The organism is Streptomyces sp. NPDC051020 (genome assembly GCF_040683105.1).
GTDB lineage: Bacteria > Actinomycetota > Actinomycetes > Streptomycetales > Streptomycetaceae > Streptomyces.
On sequence record NZ_JBFBCG010000026.1, the window covers coordinates 39,576 to 55,022 of the forward strand.

Genomic DNA, 15,447 nt, shown 5'->3' on the forward strand with positions numbered 1-15,447 from the left:
GCCGTCCTTCCAGGCCATGTGGAAGGAACTTGCCCCCATCGGACGCCACTCCGAGAGCGGTGGGTACCGGCGATACGCCTGGACCGGTGCCGATGCCGACTGCCGGGTCTGGTTCCGGGAGCAGGCCGAATCGCGTGGGCTCGGGTACGAGGTCGACCGGAACGGGAATCAGTGGGCCTGGCTCGGGGATCCGCTCGGTGACGACGCCGTCGTCACCGGGTCGCACCTCGACTCCGTGCCCGACGGCGGTGCGTTCGACGGGCCGCTCGGCGTGGTCTCCTCCTTCGCGGCGTTCGACGAACTCCGCCGCAGAGGAGCCGATTTCACCCGGCCGTTCGCCATCACCAACTTCGGCGACGAGGAAGGGGCCCGGTTCGGGCTCGCCTGCGTCGGGTCCCGGCTCGCCGCCGGGCAGCTGACCGTCGAGAAGGCGCACCGGCTTCGCGACGGCGACGGCATCACACTGCCCCAGGCCATGGAGGCGGCCGGGTACGACCCCGACGCCATCGGCCCGGACCCCGAACGGCTGGCCCGCATCGGCGCGTTCGTCGAGCTCCATGTCGAGCAGGGGCGCTCCCTCGACCTCACCGGCGACCCGGTCGGTATCGCCTCCGCGATCTGGCCGCACGGCCGCTGGCGGTTCGACTTCCGGGGCGAGGCCAACCACGCGGGGACCACCCGGCTCGTCGACCGGCGCGACCCGATGCTCACGTACGCCGAGACCGTGCTGGCCGCCCGCCGCGAGGCGGAGCTCACCGGCGCTCTCGCTACCTTCGGGAAGATCGCCGTCGAGCCGAACGGCGTCAACGCCATCCCCTCCCTCGTCCGTGGCTGGCTCGATTCGCGCGCCGCCGACCAGGACACCCTCGACGCCGTCGTCACCGGCATCGAGCGGGCCGCCCGGGAGCACGCCGAGCGTGCGGGCATCGATCTCGATGTCGTACGGGAGTCCGTCACGCCCGTCGTGGAGTTCCAGCACGCCCTGCGTGACGAACTCGGCAAGATCCTGACCGGCCGGGGCGGCGGCGACGCGGGCCGCGCTGTGCCCGTCCTCGGCACCGGCGCCGGACATGACGCGGGTATTTTGTCCGCTTCGGTCCCTACCGCCATGCTGTTCGTACGGAACCCCACCGGGATCTCGCACTCGCCGGCCGAGTACGCCGCCGAGGACGACTGCACCGCAGGGGTGATCGCACTCGCCGATGTACTGGAAGGCCTCGCGTGCAGCTGACAACGACACCGACGGGCGCGCGGCGCACCGCCACGTTCTGGATGTCCCACGCCTGGCTCGGCACCCATGTCGAGCCGGGCGTGACCCTGGACGTCGCCGACGGGCGGATCGCCGGGATCCGCACCGGCGTCGACGCCCCGCCGCCGGGCGCCACCGTGCTGCGCGGGCTCACGGTGCCCGGTCTCGCCAACACCCACTCGCACGCCTTCCACCGCGCCCTGCGCTCCACCGTCCAGGTCGGCTCCGGCACCTTCTGGACCTGGCGCGAGCTCATGTACCAGGTCGCGTCCCGGCTCACCCCCGATACGTACTACGACCTGGCCCGTGCCGTGTACGCCGAGATGGCGCTGGCAGGCATCACCGCGGTGGGCGAGTTCCACTATCTGCACCACGCGCCGGGCGGAGCCCCGTACGCCAACCCCAACGCGATGGGCGAAGCCCTGATCGCCGCCGCCGACGCGGCCGGGATCCGGATCACCCTGCTGGACACGGCCTATCTCGCCGCCGGATTCGGGCAGCGGGCCGGCCAGTACCGGGAGCCCGACCGGCACCAGCTGCGCTTCTCCGACACCACCGCGGACGCCTGGGCCGAACGCGCCTCCCTGCTCAAGGGCAGCGACCACGCCCTGATCGGCGCGGCCGTCCACTCCGTACGCGCGGTGCCCGCCGGGCAGCTCGCGACCGTGGCGAAGTGGGCCGAGGAGCGGCAGGCGCCCCTCCATGTCCACCTCTCCGAACAGACCGCGGAGAACGACGCCTGCCAGGCCGCCCACGGCTGTTCCCCCACCCGGCTCCTCGCCGACCACGGGGTCCTCGGCCCGCGCACCACCGGCATCCACAACACCCACCTCAGCAGTGAGGACATCGCGCTGCTCGGCGTCTCGGCCACCGGCACCTGCGTGTGCCCCACGACCGAACGCGACCTCGCCGACGGCATCGGACCCGCCGTCGCCCTGCAGCGCGCCGGCTCGCCGCTCTCCCTCGGGAGCGACAGCCACGCCGTGATCGACCTCTTCGAAGAGGCCCGCGCGATGGAGCTCAACGAGCGTCTGCGCACCCATACCCGCGGCCACTGGACGGCGGCCGCACTGCTGCGCGCCGCCACCGTCGACGGGCACGCCGCCCTCGGCCGGTCCGACGCGGGCACCCTGGAACCGGGCGCGCTCGCCGACTTCACCACCGTCGCCCTGGACTCCGTCAGAACAGCGGGACCGGTGCCCCGACTGGCCGCCGAAGCAGTCGTATTCGCCGCCTCCGCAGCCGATGTGCGTCATACGGTCGTGGCAGGCCGGCACATCGTCCGCGACGGGCAGCACACGCTCGTCGAGGACGTCCCCGCAGCACTCGCCTCGGCCATCGCCGTCCTGCACGGCTGACCCCGGACCCTCGCAAGGAGAGCAGTCCCCCGATGACGACGACCGCCATCACCAACATCGCCAGTCTGGTCACCAACGACCCCTCCCTCGGTGACGGTTCCCCCCTGGGCCTGATCCTGGACGCGGCCGTCGTCATCGAGGGCGACCGAGTCGTCTGGACCGGTGAATCAAGCAAAGCACCCGCCACTGACAACGCCATCGACGCGGGCGGCCGCGCGGTGATCCCGGGATTCGTCGACTCCCACTCCCACCTCCTCTTCGCGGGCGACCGCACCGAGGAGTTCAACGCCCGGATGTCCGGCCGCCCCTACTCCGCGGGCGGTATCCGCACCACGGTCGCCGCCACCCGCGCCGCCACCGACGACGAGCTGGACGCCAACGTCGTCCGCTATCTCGCCGAGGCGCTCCGCCAGGGCACCACCACGTTCGAGACCAAGTCCGGCTACGGGCTCACTGTCGAGGACGAGGCCCGCGCCCTGCGCATCGCCGCCCGCCACACCGACGAGGTCACCTACCTCGGCGCCCACGTCGTCCCCCCGGACTACGCCGACGATCCCGCCGGGTACGTCGACCTGGTCACCGGGCCGATGCTCGACGCCTGTGCCCCGTACGCCCGTTGGGTCGACGTGTTCTGCGAGAAGGGTGCGTTCGACGGCGACCAGGCCCGCGCGATCCTGACCGCGGGCATGGCCAAGGGCCTGCACCCCCGGGTCCACGCCAACCAGCTCACCCACGGCCCCGGCGTCCAGCTCGCCGTCGAGCTGGACGCCGCCTCCGCCGACCACTGCACGCACCTCACCGACGCGGACGTCGACGCCCTCGCCCAGGGCAACACCGTCGCCACACTCCTCCCCGGCGCCGAGTTCTCCACCCGCGCGAACTGGCCCGACGCCCGCCGCCTCCTCGACGCGGGCGCCACCGTCGCGCTGTCCACGGACTGCAACCCAGGCTCGTCGTTCACCTCGTCCATGCCCTTCTGTATCGCCCTGGCCGTACGCGACATGGGCATGACTCCGGACGAGGCCCTCTGGTCCGCCACCGCGGGCGGCGCGGCGGCCCTGCGCCGCACGGACATCGGCCGCATCTCCCCGGGCGCCCGCGCGGACCTGGTCCTCCTCGACGCCCCCAGCCATGTCCACCTCGCCTACCGGCCGGGCGTCCCCCTGGTCCAGGCGGTCCGGCAGCGCGGCGAGCGCGTCCTCTGAGCGATATCTCCGGCCGCGCCCCCAAACCGGAAGAACCCGACAGAGCCCGTCAACCATGCGGAAGGACCTGCCCTTTGCCGGGGCAGGTCCTTCCGCACGTGGTCCCGCGAGGGCGCGGGTGAGCTTCTCCAGGAGGCCGGATCATTCCTCCACTGTCAGGCCCTTCCTGAGCTTGACCAGCGTCCGGGAGAGCAGCCGCGAGACATGCATCTGGGAGATGCCGAGTTCGTCGCCGATCTCCGACTGCGTCATATTGGCGACGAAGCGGAGCGAGAGGATCTTCCGGTCGCGACCGGGCAGCGAGGCGATCAGCGGCTTCAGGGACTCGACGTACTCGATGCCTTCGAGTCCGTGGTCCTCGTAGCCGATCCGGTCCGCCAGCGCGCTCTCGGTCTCGTCCTGCTCGGCCTTGGCGTCGAGCGAACTCGCGGTGTACGCGTTGCTCGCGGCCATGCCTTCGACGACCTCGTCGTCGGTGAGTCCGAGGCGGTCGGCGAGTTCGCTCACGGTGGGCGCCCGGTCGAGCTGCTGGGCGAGTTCGTCGCCCGCCTTGGCCAGGTCGAGCCGCAGCTCCTGCAGCCGGCGCGGGACGCGCACGGACCAACTGGTGTCGCGGAAGAATCGCTTGATCTCGCCGATGACGGTCGGCATCGCGAAGGTCGGGAACTCGACGCCCCGGCTCAGCTCGAACCGGTCGATCGCCTTGATCAGGCCGATGGTGCCGACCTGGATGATGTCCTCCATCGGTTCGCTGCGGGAGCGGAACCGTGAGGCGGCGAACTTGACCAGGGCCAGGTTCAGTTCGACGAGTGTGTTGCGCACGTACGCGTACTCGTGGGTGCCCTCTTCGAGGGATTCGAGCCGCGCGAAGAGTGTCTTCGACAGTGCTCTGGCGTCCGTTGCGCCCACTTCGTCGTACGGCGGGATCTCGGGGAGTCCTTCGAGACCGTCGCTGCCCTTGGCGCTGCTGATGTCGCTGATGCTGCTGGTGCTGCGGCGCGGAGCGGGTACGGCGACCGCGGCAGGGGAGTCTGATTCGGTCAGTCCCTGAGGACATGCTGACGTCGCGACGTGGGTACGCGGTTCGTCGAGCCGGGGTGACATGGTCTCCTCCATCGTTCTCGGCATATGGCTGCCGATGCCATGCGTGTTCCTGCGGTGAAGCGGCGCCTCCAAAGCCGGTCGTGTTTCGGGTGTCCCTCTACCCTTACCTGGTCCTGACGTGCGGATACAACCGCCAATTGAGGCTATATGTCCGGTTTGTTGGGGTCTTCGGCTACCGTGTGCCGCACGGAACGCGTAGTGTTTTACGAACGTCAGCGACAGCTACACACGCAACCGCACGCGCCATCGCAGAGGGTGACGCACACGGTGACGCAGGCAGTGACGAACGGCGAAGAGGGACGGGCATGGACCGCCAGACGGTCGGCAGTGCGAACCGGGGTCGACTTCAGGTCGAGGTCCGGACCGAGGGGCGCAGTGAGGTAGTGACGCCGGTGGGTGAGTTGGATCACCACACCGCCGATCTGCTCCGCGAACCCCTCGAGGGTGCGGTCGAGCAAGGGCGGACCCGCCTGGTGGTCGACTGTTCGCGACTCGAATTCTGTGATTCCACCGGGCTCAATGTGCTGCTCGGTGCCCGCCTCAAGGCGGAGGCGGCCGGGGGAGGGGTCCATTTGGCCGGAATGCTGCCGATGGTGGCGAGGGTCTTCGAGATCACCGGGGCCGAGGCGGTCTTCACCGTCCATGACTCCCTCGAATCGGCGCTGGACACCTGATCGTGGCCCGGAGCGCAGCCTCACCCGTCCCGGGTGTCGCCTGCCTCACGCATTCCGCATGGGCGAAGTGGGTGTTGTCACGATACGGCGGGGCAGGAGACATCCCGGCGAACCTCTCGTGACCCGGGTGGCCCGCACACTCTGTATGCGGCCGGTATCCGTATCGGCAGCTGCGGCCGTATCTGTATTTGTAACTGTTCAATGGCGACATGGTGAATCGGTGAGGTGAAGCGCTGATGAGCACCACCCGGCAGCATCCGCCGGGCGACCTCGGCCGGGAGTCGGAGGGCGCGGGCGACGGCGCCGACGCAGCCTCCTCCGGGCCCGTCGACCGGCGGTGGCGCACGCTGCCCCTGCGGGGGGTCAGCGGCATCGTCCCGACAGCCCGCGATTTCGCCCGTCAGGCGCTCCGCGACTGGGGCTGGCTCCCCGCGTCGAGCGCCGACCGGCGCGCAGCCGCCGAGGACGTCCTGCTGGTCGTCTCCGAACTGGTCACGAACGCCTGCCTGCACGCGGAAGGACCCGAGGAGCTTCGCATCGCCTGCACCTCGAAGGTGCTGCGGGTGGAGGTCGTCGATGGCGGTGCGGGACAGCCCGCGCCGCGCACCCCGCACCGGGCGGGCCGGCCCGGCGGACACGGCATGTTCATCGTGCAGCGGCTCTGTCTGGACTGGGGTGTCCAGCGGGTGTCGGGCGAGCCCGGCAAGACCGTATGGGCGGAGCTGGCCGGTCCCGCGTAGTCACCACCCAACCGTCGGGCCGTGTGGCCCCCTTCTTGCCCCGAAGAGCGCGCCGGATCGGCGCGCTCTTTGTCTTCCCTCCATACGGCCCCAGGCGTACCTTGAGCGCCCAATCTGATGTGTCGTCAGTAACTTGCGTCGGAGCGATGCGGCGCGCGGCGACTTCCGGCATGAGGGGAACTGAGGTGCCGTACCCGAAGCGAACAGCTCTCGCGCTGGCGTCCGCGCTGGCCGGCTCGGTGGTGCTGCTGGCCGCGCCCGCCGCCCACGCCACGGTCGTGGACGTCGACTACAAGTGCAAGACGCCGATCGGCGACAAGAACGCGGTGTCGCCCATCGACATCAAGGGCGTGAAGAGCGGCAGCAGTTACACGCTCACGATGTCCTTCCAGAAGGGCGTCTCGTCCAGCCCCGTCGAGCTGGGCAAGGGCGCCATGAAGCCCAGCGCGGTCATCCGGCTGAGTGGCGCCGAATCGGGTCAGGTCCAGGTCTCGGGACCGGCGAACGCCGAGGCGATCCCCGCGAACACCCCGATCAAGATCAGCGACCTGTCGGGTACGTACACCCCGAAGAAGGGCGGCAAGGTCGGCTTCACCGCCGGAGTGCTCACCATCAAGGCGCTCGGTACGACCACGACCTGCACTCCGGGCAACAGTCCGAAGCCGTCGCTCGAACTCGATGTGACGGCGGCGGGCGGCTCGAAGGACACCCCGGAGACCACCCTGCCGAAGACCGGACCGCTCGACTCGGCGATGGCGCTCGGGACGCTCGGCGGCACGGTACTGCTGACCGGTGCGGCCGGGGTGCTGTGGCTGACCCGGCGCGGACAGCGGGCCGCGGTCTGAGCTCCACGGAGCCGCCGCGCACCGTCCGTACGTACACGCCCGTTCTGTACGCACCAGGGAGCCTGCCCCTATGCCGCCGTTGACCGGTCACGCCGCCCGAGCCGTTCTCGCAGCGCTGCTGTGTGCTTGTGCCTGCGCCTTCTCCGCGACCCCGGCAACTGCCGCCGACCGGAGCGGCGCCGATTGGGCGGCGCGGCCCGCGGCGGGCGGTGGGACGCGGAGCGGCGGGGACGGCGGCAGACCGTACTTCTATCTGGAGGGACTGCCCGGCACTGTGCTGCAGGACCGACTCTCCGTCACCAACCCGGGCACCGCCCCGGTCACCGTGCGACTGCGCGGGGCGGATGCGTACAACGCCGAGGGCGGTGACTCCGCCGCACGCGGAACGAACGACTCCACCGGGACCGGCGCCTGGCTGCGGCTCGCCGCGGACCGCGTGACCGTGCCCGCCCGTACCCGCGCCGACGTGCCGTTCTCCGTCACTGTCCCGGCAGGTGCGTCGCCGGGCGACCACCCGGGGGCGATCGTCGCCGAGAGCTCCGGGCGCTCGGTGGGCGTACGCGTCCATCTGCGGGTCAGCGGGCCCACGCTGACCGCGCTGACCGTCGAGGAGGTCAGCGTGTCCGGGCGGACCATCCACTACACCCTGGTCAACCGGGGCAACGCGGCCCTCGCCCCACGCCTCGCCGTCAGCGCGGACGGGGTCTTCGGCACCCTGCTGCGGCGCGAGGCGCGGAACCTGCCGGTGGACCTGCTGCCCGGACAGCGGGTGAGACTCACCGAACCGTGGCGGGACGCCCCCGCCCTCGATTCCGCCACCGTCCGGCTCCGCGTCACCGCCGCGGGCGGAGCGCACAGCGAGGCGACCGCCCCGGCGGTCTTCGTCCCCTGGGCGCCGGTGACCGGCGGCGCCCTGCTGGTTCTGGCCGCGGCCGCCGCAGGCGCCTACGCGTACCGGCTCCGGCGCCGGCCACCGGGCGACGACGGCCCGGACCATGGCGACGCAGCTCGAACCCCGGCAGAGAGAAGGCACGTGGTGAAGGCGGGAGCGGAATCGTGAGACGACAGACCGGACCGGCGTCCCTCCGGCGTGGCAGCCACCAGTGGGCCGCCGCGTTACTCGTCGCGCTGCTGCCCGCCCTGCTGCTCCTGCCCGCGCCCGGCGCCCGCGCGGCGGACGGAAAGCCCGCAGTCACCCTCTCCGAGAAGCAGGCGGGCAAGGGCGGCGACATGACCGTCAAGGGCACCGGATGGCGGCCGAACACCCTGTTGATGATGCTGATCTGCGGGCAGTCCGCGCCCGCCACGGGCGTCATCGGCGGCACCAACTCCTGTGCCAACGCCGACGGACGCGCCGTCACCACCGACGCCAAGGGTGCCTTCAGCAAGAAGATGCCGGTCTCCGAACCGCCCAAGCCGTGCCCCTGCGTGGTGCATGTCGCGACGGTCACCGGGGAACAGGCAGCCGCCGACGCCGGGTTCGTCGTCGCCGGACACCCCGTCGCCCCGCTGCCGGAACAGACGGACGGCGGAAAGCTCGCGGTCCTCGCCACCACCCGGCTGGAGGGCGACAGCGGAATCCTCACCTGGTTCGGCGCCCCGCCCTCCCGGCAACTCGTCTTCACCGTGGGCAACCTCGGCTCGGCGCCGGTCAAGGACCCGGTCTTCCGGGTCGGCACCGCGCACGGCGTCTTCGCCCCGCAGTGGGAGGAGCGGCAGTGGCGCGGCACCATCGCGCCCGGCCGCAAGGCACAGATCGAACTGCCGGTCGAACTGACGGCGGGCGCCCACGGCGACTACCGGATCTCCCTGCGGTACGGGACGAAAACGCTGGCCGAACAGCCGTGGGGGGTGGGCCGTCCCTGGGGCGTCACGCTCTTCTGGATCCTGCTCTGCGTCGTCGTACCGGCCGCGGTGTTCCGTATCGGCATGGCGATCGTCGACAAGGTGCGGCCCCGCGCCGCATACGCCCCGGCCCGCGCCGGTCGTCATCGCCATCCGCTGCCGGCCGGCGTGGCGGCGAAGCTCCCGAGGCTGCGCCGGGGACCGCGCACCCCGGCAACCCCCTCGACAGCGTCCACGGCAGGGCCTGCCCCGGGCGCGACCTCCACGGCCGCGCTGCCGTGGTTCACACCGGATTCCGCACCGTCAGAGAACAGACCCACGACGAAGGGACATTCGTGAGCACGCAACGGAGGATGCGCGCGGCCGGAGTCGCGCTGATGCTCGGCGGCGCGGGGATCCTGCTGGCCGCGAGCCCAGCCCTGGCTGCCGACGTCTCGTACAAGACGGAGTGCATACCGCCGTCCATCTCCGGACTGCCTCCTGTGCAGGGCACGACCGAGGTGCAGCTGACCGCACCCGCCGAGGCAAAGGTCGGGGACAGCGTCGAGGTGGTGTGGAAGACGGTCCAGGCCGCTTCCAGGAACCCCGACGTCCTGGACCTGGAGAAGGACACGGTCAAGCCGACCGGCACCATCGAGGTCGGCGGTGCGGCCACGGGAACGCTGCAGATGGAAGGGCCACGGCAGAACCCGCCGATCCCCAGGAACAGCGCCATGGTGCTGCCCGACATGAAGGGCACGCTGAAGCTGGAGAAGGCCGGTGAGATCACGCTGACGCCGGGCGCGTACACCATCAACGTGTCGAAACCGATCTCCACCGACACCAAGTGCTCCCCGAAGGAGGCCGTTCAGCCGGGCGCGACGATCAAGGTCACGGACAGCGGCGGTACGACAGCGGGGGGTACGACCACCGGCACGACAGCGGGTGGCACGACCACCGGCTCCACCGCGGCGGGCGGCACGACGGCGGGCGGCACGACAGCGGGCGGCACGACGGCGGCAGGGGGAACGACGGCCGGCGGAACGGACACCGGAGGCGCTGACTCCGGCGGCACCACCGCCGGGTCGAGCGGCGGCGGCAGCGGTCAGACCGACTTCGAGGGCAAGGAGGTGTCTGTCGCGTACGCCTGCAAGACCCCGCTCGGCGACAAGAACGCCACCTCCCCGGTGAAGATCGACGCGAAGAAGAACGGCGGCAGCTTCGACCTCACGGTGAAGTTCAGCACGTCGGTCATGGACAGCCCCGCCGACATTCCGGCCGATTCGGTGAAGCCCTCCATGGAGGTCAAGCTCGGCGGAGCCGACAAGGGCACGGTCCATGTCGAGGGCCCCACCAACAAGGAGCCCATCAAGTCCGGCACACCGATCGGGATCCCCGATCTCACGGGTACGTACAAGCCGGGCGCGAGCGGTAGGTCCACCCTCAGTCCGGGCGTGCTGACCGTGAAGGCGCTCGGCACGACGACGACCTGCACCCCGCCCGCCGGTGTCGCGGTCTCCCTGGAGCTGGACACCTCGTCCCAGCCCGGCGGCGCCGTGGGCGGCTCGGGCACGGGGGGCGCCACGACCGGCGGCGGTACGGACTCCGGAGGCGGACTGGCCGAGACCGGGGCCGAGGACAACGGCACTCTGCGCGCACTCGGCCTGGTCGCCGGTACGGCGATCCTGCTGGGCGGCGCCGTGTTCACGTTCACCCCGTGGCGCAGGCTGCGCGGCACCCGGTGAGCTGAGCCGCCGGAAACGCGAAGGGCCGCTGCACCGGCGATCCGGTGCAGCGGCCCTTCAGTGCTTCAGTCTTCAGCGCCTCAGTGCACGTCGCCCATGAGCTGCTTGACCTTGTTGCGGTACATGAAGATCGCGACACCCGCGGCTGCCGCGAGGGCGGCCTCCAGAGCGACGATACCGGTGCCGTTCAGGCTGACACCCGCGATGGAGAGCAGACCTGTGGTGCAGTCACCGGCGGTGACGGCCAGGAACCAGACACCCATCATCTGGCTCGCGTACTTGGCCGGAGCCATCTTCGTGGTGACGGAGAGACCGACCGGGGACAGCGTCAGTTCGGCGACGGTCTGCATGAAGTAGATCGCGACCAGCCACATCGCGGCGGCCTTGTGACCGTCCGTGGCGATCGTCAGCGGCATCAGGAAGAGGAAGAACGACGCACCGACCAGCACCAGACCGGAGCTGAACTTCACGATCGTGCTCGGCTCCTTGCCACGCCGGTTCAGCGCCAGCCAGAAGGCGGCGAAGACCGGGGCCAGCGCCATGATCAGGACCGGGTTGACCGACTGGTACCAGGAGACCGGGAAGTCCCACCCGAGGATGCTGTTGTCGGCCGAGGTGTCGGCGAAGATCGCCAGGGTCGAACCGCCCTGGTCGTAGATCATCCAGAACATGGCGGCGGCGACGAAGAACCAGATGTAGCCGGACATCTTCGACTGCTCGGCGGCGCTGAGCTCCGTGTCGCGCTTGATGCGCGTCAGGACCATCACCGGAATGACCAGACCCGCGATCGTGATCGGGACCAGGATCCAGTTGAGCGTGTAGACGCCGGTGACAACCGTCACGATGTAGAAGACGGCCGCGACGGCCAGCCAGATCATGCCCTTGCGCAGCGTGGCGGCGCGCTCGGCGGCCGACAGCGGCTTCGGGACGACGAGGCTGCGCTCGTTCAGGTGGCGGGTGCCGAACAGGTACTGAGCGAGGCCCAGCCCCATGCCGACCGCGGCGAGCGCGAAGCCCAGGTGCCAGTTGACGCTCTCACCGATGGTGCCGATGACCAGCGGGGCGGCGAAGGCGCCCACGTTGATGCCCATGTAGAAGACCGTGAAGCCACCGTCGCGGCGCGGGTCGTCCGGTCCGTCGTAGAGGTGGCCGACCATCGTGGAGATGTTGGACTTCAGCAGACCGGAGCCGATGGCGACCAGTCCGAGACCGGCGAAGAAGGTGCCCTGTGAGGGCAGCGCCAGCGTGAGATGGCCGATCATGATGACCGTGCCGGCGACGGCGACCGTCTTGCGGGGGCCCCAGACACGGTCGCCGAACCAGCCGCCGGGCATCGCGAGCAGGTACACCAGCGACACGTAGACCGAGTAGATCGCCGTGGCCGTGGCGGGGTTCATGTGAAGCCCGTCGGGAGCGATCAGGTAGAGGGGGAGCAGGGCCCTCATGCCGTAGTAGCTGAAGCGCTCCCACATCTCGGTCATGAAGAGAGTGGCCAGGCCGCGGGGGTGGCCGAAGAAGGTCTTCTCGGAGCCGGCTGTGCCGGCGGAGTCCTTCGTCAGGCTGGACGCCATGGTCGATCCTTGCTTGCTCGGGACGCGACGCCTCGTGAGCGTGACGCGCCCGGTGGGGGGAGGCCGGCACCGACGCGTCACATGTCCCATCCCTCACGCCTGGAAGGGATTTGCTCCGGACTCCGCACGGTGTACGGAGCGGGTACCGGAGTCGGGGACCAGCTGCATCGGGATCCACGCCCGGCGCACATCCTTGCGCTCCGGGCCCGGCCACAGGTCATTCACTGAAGTCAGGGCTGGTGGGTACCAGCCCGTGCACAAAAGAGACCCTTGGCGCTTAAAGCTGCCCAAAGGTCTTTGAGTAGTGCAACAGGCGTTGAGTCACCATACGACACCACGGTGGTCGATATGGAAGGACTTGAGACATGGATCACAGGTTCAGGTGCAACCAAATCGTATATTCCAAGGCGGCTCCCCGAATTGGGACGCAGACCTACAGGCCTTGTGGATCACCTCCCGGTGGCAGCCCCATGCGGACTACCATCACTCCATGACCCGTGTACTGCTCGCCGAGGACGACGCTTCCATCTCGGAGCCGCTGGCTCGCGCCCTGCGTCGGGAGGGTTACGAGGTCGAGGTCCGCGAAGACGGTCCGACCGCTCTCGACGCCGGCCTCCAGGGCGGTATCGACCTGGTCGTGCTCGACCTGGGCCTGCCCGGGATGGACGGCCTCGAAGTAGCCCGACGGCTCCGCGCCGAGGGCCACGCCGTGCCGATCCTGGTGCTCACCGCCCGCGCCGACGAGGTGGACACCGTCGTCGGCTTGGACGCCGGAGCCGACGACTACGTCACCAAGCCGTTCCGCCTGGCCGAACTCCTCGCCCGGGTCCGGGCGCTGCTCCGGCGCGGCATCACCGAACCGGCCCCGCAGCCCGCCACGCACGGGGTGCGGATCGACGTCGAATCGCACCGGGCCTGGATGGGCGACGAGGAGCTCCAGCTCACCGCGAAGGAGTTCGACCTGCTGCGGGTCCTGGTCCGCGACGCCGGCCGGGTCGTCACCCGCGACCAGTTGATGCGCGAGGTCTGGGACACCACCTGGTGGTCCTCCACGAAGACGCTCGACATGCACATCTCCTGGCTCCGCAAGAAGCTCGGCGACGACGCGGCCAACCCTCGCTACATCGCCACCGTCCGGGGCGTCGGCTTCCGGTTCGAGAAGAGCTGACGTACTGAAACAGCCATGCGCCGCCGACTGATCAACTCCACGCTTGCCGTGGTGCTCGTGGTGATCGCCGTCTTCGGCGTCTCCCTCGTCATCGTCGAGACCCGCACCATCAGCCACAGCGCCCAGGAGAGTGTCGACTCCGAGGCGCTGCGGCTGATCAGCGTGGTCGAGGGCCGGCTCCTCGGGGCGGAACGGATCAATCCCCGGGTGCTGGCCGAACAGGTCGACCCCAGCCGGTACGCCCGGATCGAGATCCCCGGCCGCACCCCCATCGCGGTGGGCACGCGTCCCACCGGCAGTGTGATCAGAAGTACGGCGAAGGGGGAGCAGGGCGAGAAGGTCACCGTCGAGGAGTCCCGCTCCGCCGTCACCCGCGAGGTCGGGCGCACGCTCCTGATCATCGGTGCGGTGGCGCTGCTCGCGATCGTCTCCGCGGTGCTCCTCGCCGTACGCCAGGCCAACAAACTGACCTCGCCGCTCACCGACCTCGCCGAGACTGCGGAACGCCTGGGCTCCGGTGACCCGCGGCCGCGCCACAAGCGGTACGGGGTGCCGGAGCTGGACCGGGTCGCGGACGTCCTCGACTCCTCCGCCGAACGGATCGCCCGGATGCTGACCGCGGAACGCCGGCTCGCAGCCGATGCCTCCCACCAGCTCCGCACGCCGCTGACCGCGCTCTCCATGCGGATCGAGGAGATCTCCGTCACCGACGACCCGGACATAGTGAAAGAGGAGGCGAACATCGCCCTCACTCAGGTCGAGCGCCTCACCGACGTGGTGGAGCGGCTGCTGACCAACGCCCGCGACCCGCGCACCGGCTCGGCGGTCGTCTTCGACCTCGACGAGGTCGTCAAGCAGCAGATCGAGGAGTGGCGCCCCGCCTACCGCGGCGAGGGCCGCGCCATCGTCCGCTCCGGCAAACAGGGCCTGCGGGCCGTCGGCACGCCGGGCGCGGTCGCCCAGGTGCTGGCCGCACTGATCGAGAACTCACTGATGCACGGCGGTGGCACGGTGGCCCTGCGCACCCGGGTCACCGGCAACCAGGCGGTCATCGAGGTGACGGACGAGGGCCTCGGCGTCCCGCCCGATCTGGGCGCCAGGATCTTCGAGAGGACGATCAGCGGCCGCAACTCGACGGGAATCGGCCTCGCGGTCGCCCGTGACCTGGCCGAGGCGGACGGCGGTCGCCTGGAACTGCTCCAGCAGCAACCGGCGGTCTTCGCCCTGTTCCTGAGCCGGGTGGCCCGGAACCGCGAGGAACCGGAACGACCGGTCCGCTGACCCGGGCCCGCCGAGGCGAGACCGAGGGCGAAGCGGCAATCGGACGCCCCCGGTGCCTCAAGGTCGTACGGGCTCCGCCGGCACCCGCTCCACGGCCCCGCGCCCCTGTGCCACCACGGCTACACCGTCTTTGGCAGGCAGTGCCTTGAACACCCAGCTCCGGTAGGACCAGAACCGGAACAGCGTCGCGATCCCGATTCCGAGGATCTTGAAGACGTTGCTCTGGACCGGGCCGTCCCACCCGAACCCGTACGTCGCTGCGTACAGCACACCGTTCTCGATTGCCGCACCCACCGCGCTGAACAGCAGGAACAGCGTCAGTTCCCGGGTCCGCCCGGTCTTGTCACGGTCCCGGTACGTCCAGTAGCGGAAGCCCACGTAGTTGAAGAGGATGGCGATGAACGTGGCCAGCAGACTGGCCCGCACCACTTGAAGGTCCGTGGTGTGCCACAGCAGGTTGGACACCGCCACATTGACCAGCAGACCCATCGCACCGACCGCGCCGAACTTGGCGACCTCCCGGGCCAGCGCATCCAGCCGGGTCCGTAGTACGCCCCGTTCGTTCATGTGATGACTCAGCCCCGTCCGTGGATTCGGTCAACCCGGCCATGCTATCCAGGCCTCCTGGGAGATTCCTGTGAGCTTCCATAGAGGCGTGGCGCGCCTCTGACACGAAGCCTCCG

The 15,447-nt window shown here is 70.2% G+C and carries 14 protein-coding genes; 11 read left to right on the plus strand and 3 right to left on the minus strand.

What is annotated here, in order from left to right; translation table 11 throughout:
- Positions 1-16 precede the first annotated feature (16 nt).
- Genes AB0N06_RS16495 through hutI form a run of 3 tightly spaced genes read left to right on the plus strand, consistent with a single transcriptional unit; the run spans position 17 to position 3,812 of the window.
- Positions 17-1,231 carry an allantoate amidohydrolase gene (locus AB0N06_RS16495; RefSeq protein WP_366135412.1) on the plus strand — a complete coding sequence of 405 codons (1,215 nt, stop codon included), beginning with the start codon at positions 17-19 and terminating at the stop codon, positions 1,229-1,231.
- Complete coding sequence (locus AB0N06_RS16500) at positions 1,222-2,607, plus strand: formimidoylglutamate deiminase (RefSeq protein WP_366135370.1); 1,386 nt, start codon at positions 1,222-1,224, stop codon at positions 2,605-2,607. Before AB0N06_RS16495 ends, AB0N06_RS16500 begins: the two co-directional genes overlap by 10 nt.
- A 32-nt stretch (positions 2,608-2,639) precedes the next feature.
- Positions 2,640-3,812, plus strand: coding sequence for an imidazolonepropionase (hutI, locus tag AB0N06_RS16505; protein WP_366135371.1), 1,173 nt, complete (start codon positions 2,640-2,642; stop codon positions 3,810-3,812).
- A 141-nt stretch (positions 3,813-3,953) separates the two neighbouring features.
- On the opposite strand, the gene AB0N06_RS16510 is transcribed toward hutI, so the two are convergent.
- Positions 3,954-4,916 (minus strand): RNA polymerase sigma factor SigF, encoded by a 963-nt coding sequence (locus AB0N06_RS16510; protein ID WP_366135372.1) that lies wholly within the window; start codon positions 4,914-4,916, stop codon positions 3,954-3,956.
- Between the two features lie 305 nt (positions 4,917-5,221).
- On the opposite strand from AB0N06_RS16510, the gene AB0N06_RS16515 reads away from it, so the two are divergent.
- From AB0N06_RS16515 to AB0N06_RS16540, 6 genes are all read left to right on the plus strand, one after another.
- Positions 5,222-5,590 carry an STAS domain-containing protein gene (locus tag AB0N06_RS16515; RefSeq protein ID WP_366135373.1) on the plus strand — a complete coding sequence of 123 codons (369 nt, stop codon included), beginning with the start codon at positions 5,222-5,224 and terminating at the stop codon, positions 5,588-5,590.
- 236 nt (positions 5,591-5,826) lie between these two features.
- Positions 5,827-6,330, plus strand: a complete 504-nt coding sequence (locus tag AB0N06_RS16520; RefSeq protein ID WP_366135374.1) for an ATP-binding protein — start codon at positions 5,827-5,829, stop codon at positions 6,328-6,330.
- 185 nt (positions 6,331-6,515) lie between these two features.
- Positions 6,516-7,175: a peptidase gene (locus AB0N06_RS16525; RefSeq protein WP_366135413.1), complete on the plus strand. Its 660-nt coding sequence runs from the start codon at positions 6,516-6,518 to the stop codon at positions 7,173-7,175.
- A gap of 70 nt (positions 7,176-7,245) precedes the next feature.
- On the plus strand, positions 7,246-8,235 hold the full coding sequence (locus tag AB0N06_RS16530) for a hypothetical protein (protein WP_366135375.1): 990 nt from the start codon (positions 7,246-7,248) through the stop codon (positions 8,233-8,235).
- Positions 8,232-9,359 carry a hypothetical protein gene (locus tag AB0N06_RS16535; protein ID WP_366135376.1) on the plus strand — a complete coding sequence of 376 codons (1,128 nt, stop codon included), beginning with the start codon at positions 8,232-8,234 and terminating at the stop codon, positions 9,357-9,359. Before AB0N06_RS16530 ends, AB0N06_RS16535 begins: the two co-directional genes overlap by 4 nt.
- 14 nt (positions 9,360-9,373) lie before the next feature.
- Complete coding sequence (locus tag AB0N06_RS16540) at positions 9,374-10,744, plus strand: hypothetical protein (RefSeq protein WP_366135414.1); 1,371 nt, start codon at positions 9,374-9,376, stop codon at positions 10,742-10,744.
- An 80-nt stretch (positions 10,745-10,824) separates the two neighbouring features.
- On the opposite strand, the gene AB0N06_RS16545 is transcribed toward AB0N06_RS16540, so the two are convergent.
- Entirely contained in the window at positions 10,825-12,315 is a 1,491-nt protein-coding gene (locus AB0N06_RS16545; protein WP_366135378.1) for an oligopeptide:H+ symporter, read from the minus strand.
- A gap of 490 nt (positions 12,316-12,805) precedes the next feature.
- Between AB0N06_RS16545 and AB0N06_RS16550 the strand changes: the two genes are divergently transcribed.
- Together AB0N06_RS16550 and AB0N06_RS16555 are read left to right on the plus strand one after the other, a co-directional pair.
- Positions 12,806-13,483: a response regulator transcription factor gene (locus AB0N06_RS16550; RefSeq protein WP_366135379.1), complete on the plus strand. Its 678-nt coding sequence runs from the start codon at positions 12,806-12,808 to the stop codon at positions 13,481-13,483.
- Between the two features lie 15 nt (positions 13,484-13,498).
- Positions 13,499-14,764: an ATP-binding protein gene (locus AB0N06_RS16555; RefSeq protein WP_366135380.1), complete on the plus strand. Its 1,266-nt coding sequence runs from the start codon at positions 13,499-13,501 to the stop codon at positions 14,762-14,764.
- 57 nt (positions 14,765-14,821) lie between these two features.
- Here the strand turns inward: AB0N06_RS16555 and AB0N06_RS16560 are convergent, their stop codons facing one another.
- The gene (locus AB0N06_RS16560) at positions 14,822-15,331 is read right to left on the minus strand and encodes a GtrA family protein (RefSeq protein ID WP_366135381.1); all 510 of its coding nucleotides are present in this window, start codon (positions 15,329-15,331) and stop codon (positions 14,822-14,824) included.
- Positions 15,332-15,447: the final 116 nt, after the last annotated feature.

What these genes read in the sequence shown, in the direction of transcription:
- AB0N06_RS16510 (WP_366135372.1), bottom strand. Translation starts at nt 4,916, where the DNA reads ATGTCACCCCGGCTCGACGAACCGCGTACCCACGTCGCGACGTCAGCA.
- AB0N06_RS16550 (WP_366135379.1), top strand. Translation starts at nt 12,806, where the DNA reads ATGACCCGTGTACTGCTCGCCGAGGACGACGCTTCCATCTCGGAGCCG.
- hutI (WP_366135371.1), top strand. Translation starts at nt 2,640, where the DNA reads ATGACGACGACCGCCATCACCAACATCGCCAGTCTGGTCACCAACGAC.
- AB0N06_RS16560 (WP_366135381.1), bottom strand. Translation starts at nt 15,331, where the DNA reads ATGAACGAACGGGGCGTACTACGGACCCGGCTGGATGCGCTGGCCCGG.
- AB0N06_RS16515 (WP_366135373.1), top strand. Translation starts at nt 5,222, where the DNA reads ATGGACCGCCAGACGGTCGGCAGTGCGAACCGGGGTCGACTTCAGGTC.
- AB0N06_RS16555 (WP_366135380.1), top strand. Translation starts at nt 13,499, where the DNA reads ATGCGCCGCCGACTGATCAACTCCACGCTTGCCGTGGTGCTCGTGGTG.
- AB0N06_RS16540 (WP_366135414.1), top strand. Translation starts at nt 9,374, where the DNA reads ATGCGCGCGGCCGGAGTCGCGCTGATGCTCGGCGGCGCGGGGATCCTG.
- AB0N06_RS16520 (WP_366135374.1), top strand. Translation starts at nt 5,827, where the DNA reads ATGAGCACCACCCGGCAGCATCCGCCGGGCGACCTCGGCCGGGAGTCG.
- AB0N06_RS16545 (WP_366135378.1), bottom strand. Translation starts at nt 12,315, where the DNA reads ATGGCGTCCAGCCTGACGAAGGACTCCGCCGGCACAGCCGGCTCCGAG.
- AB0N06_RS16530 (WP_366135375.1), top strand. Translation starts at nt 7,246, where the DNA reads ATGCCGCCGTTGACCGGTCACGCCGCCCGAGCCGTTCTCGCAGCGCTG.
- AB0N06_RS16495 (WP_366135412.1), top strand. Translation starts at nt 17, where the DNA reads ATGTGGAAGGAACTTGCCCCCATCGGACGCCACTCCGAGAGCGGTGGG.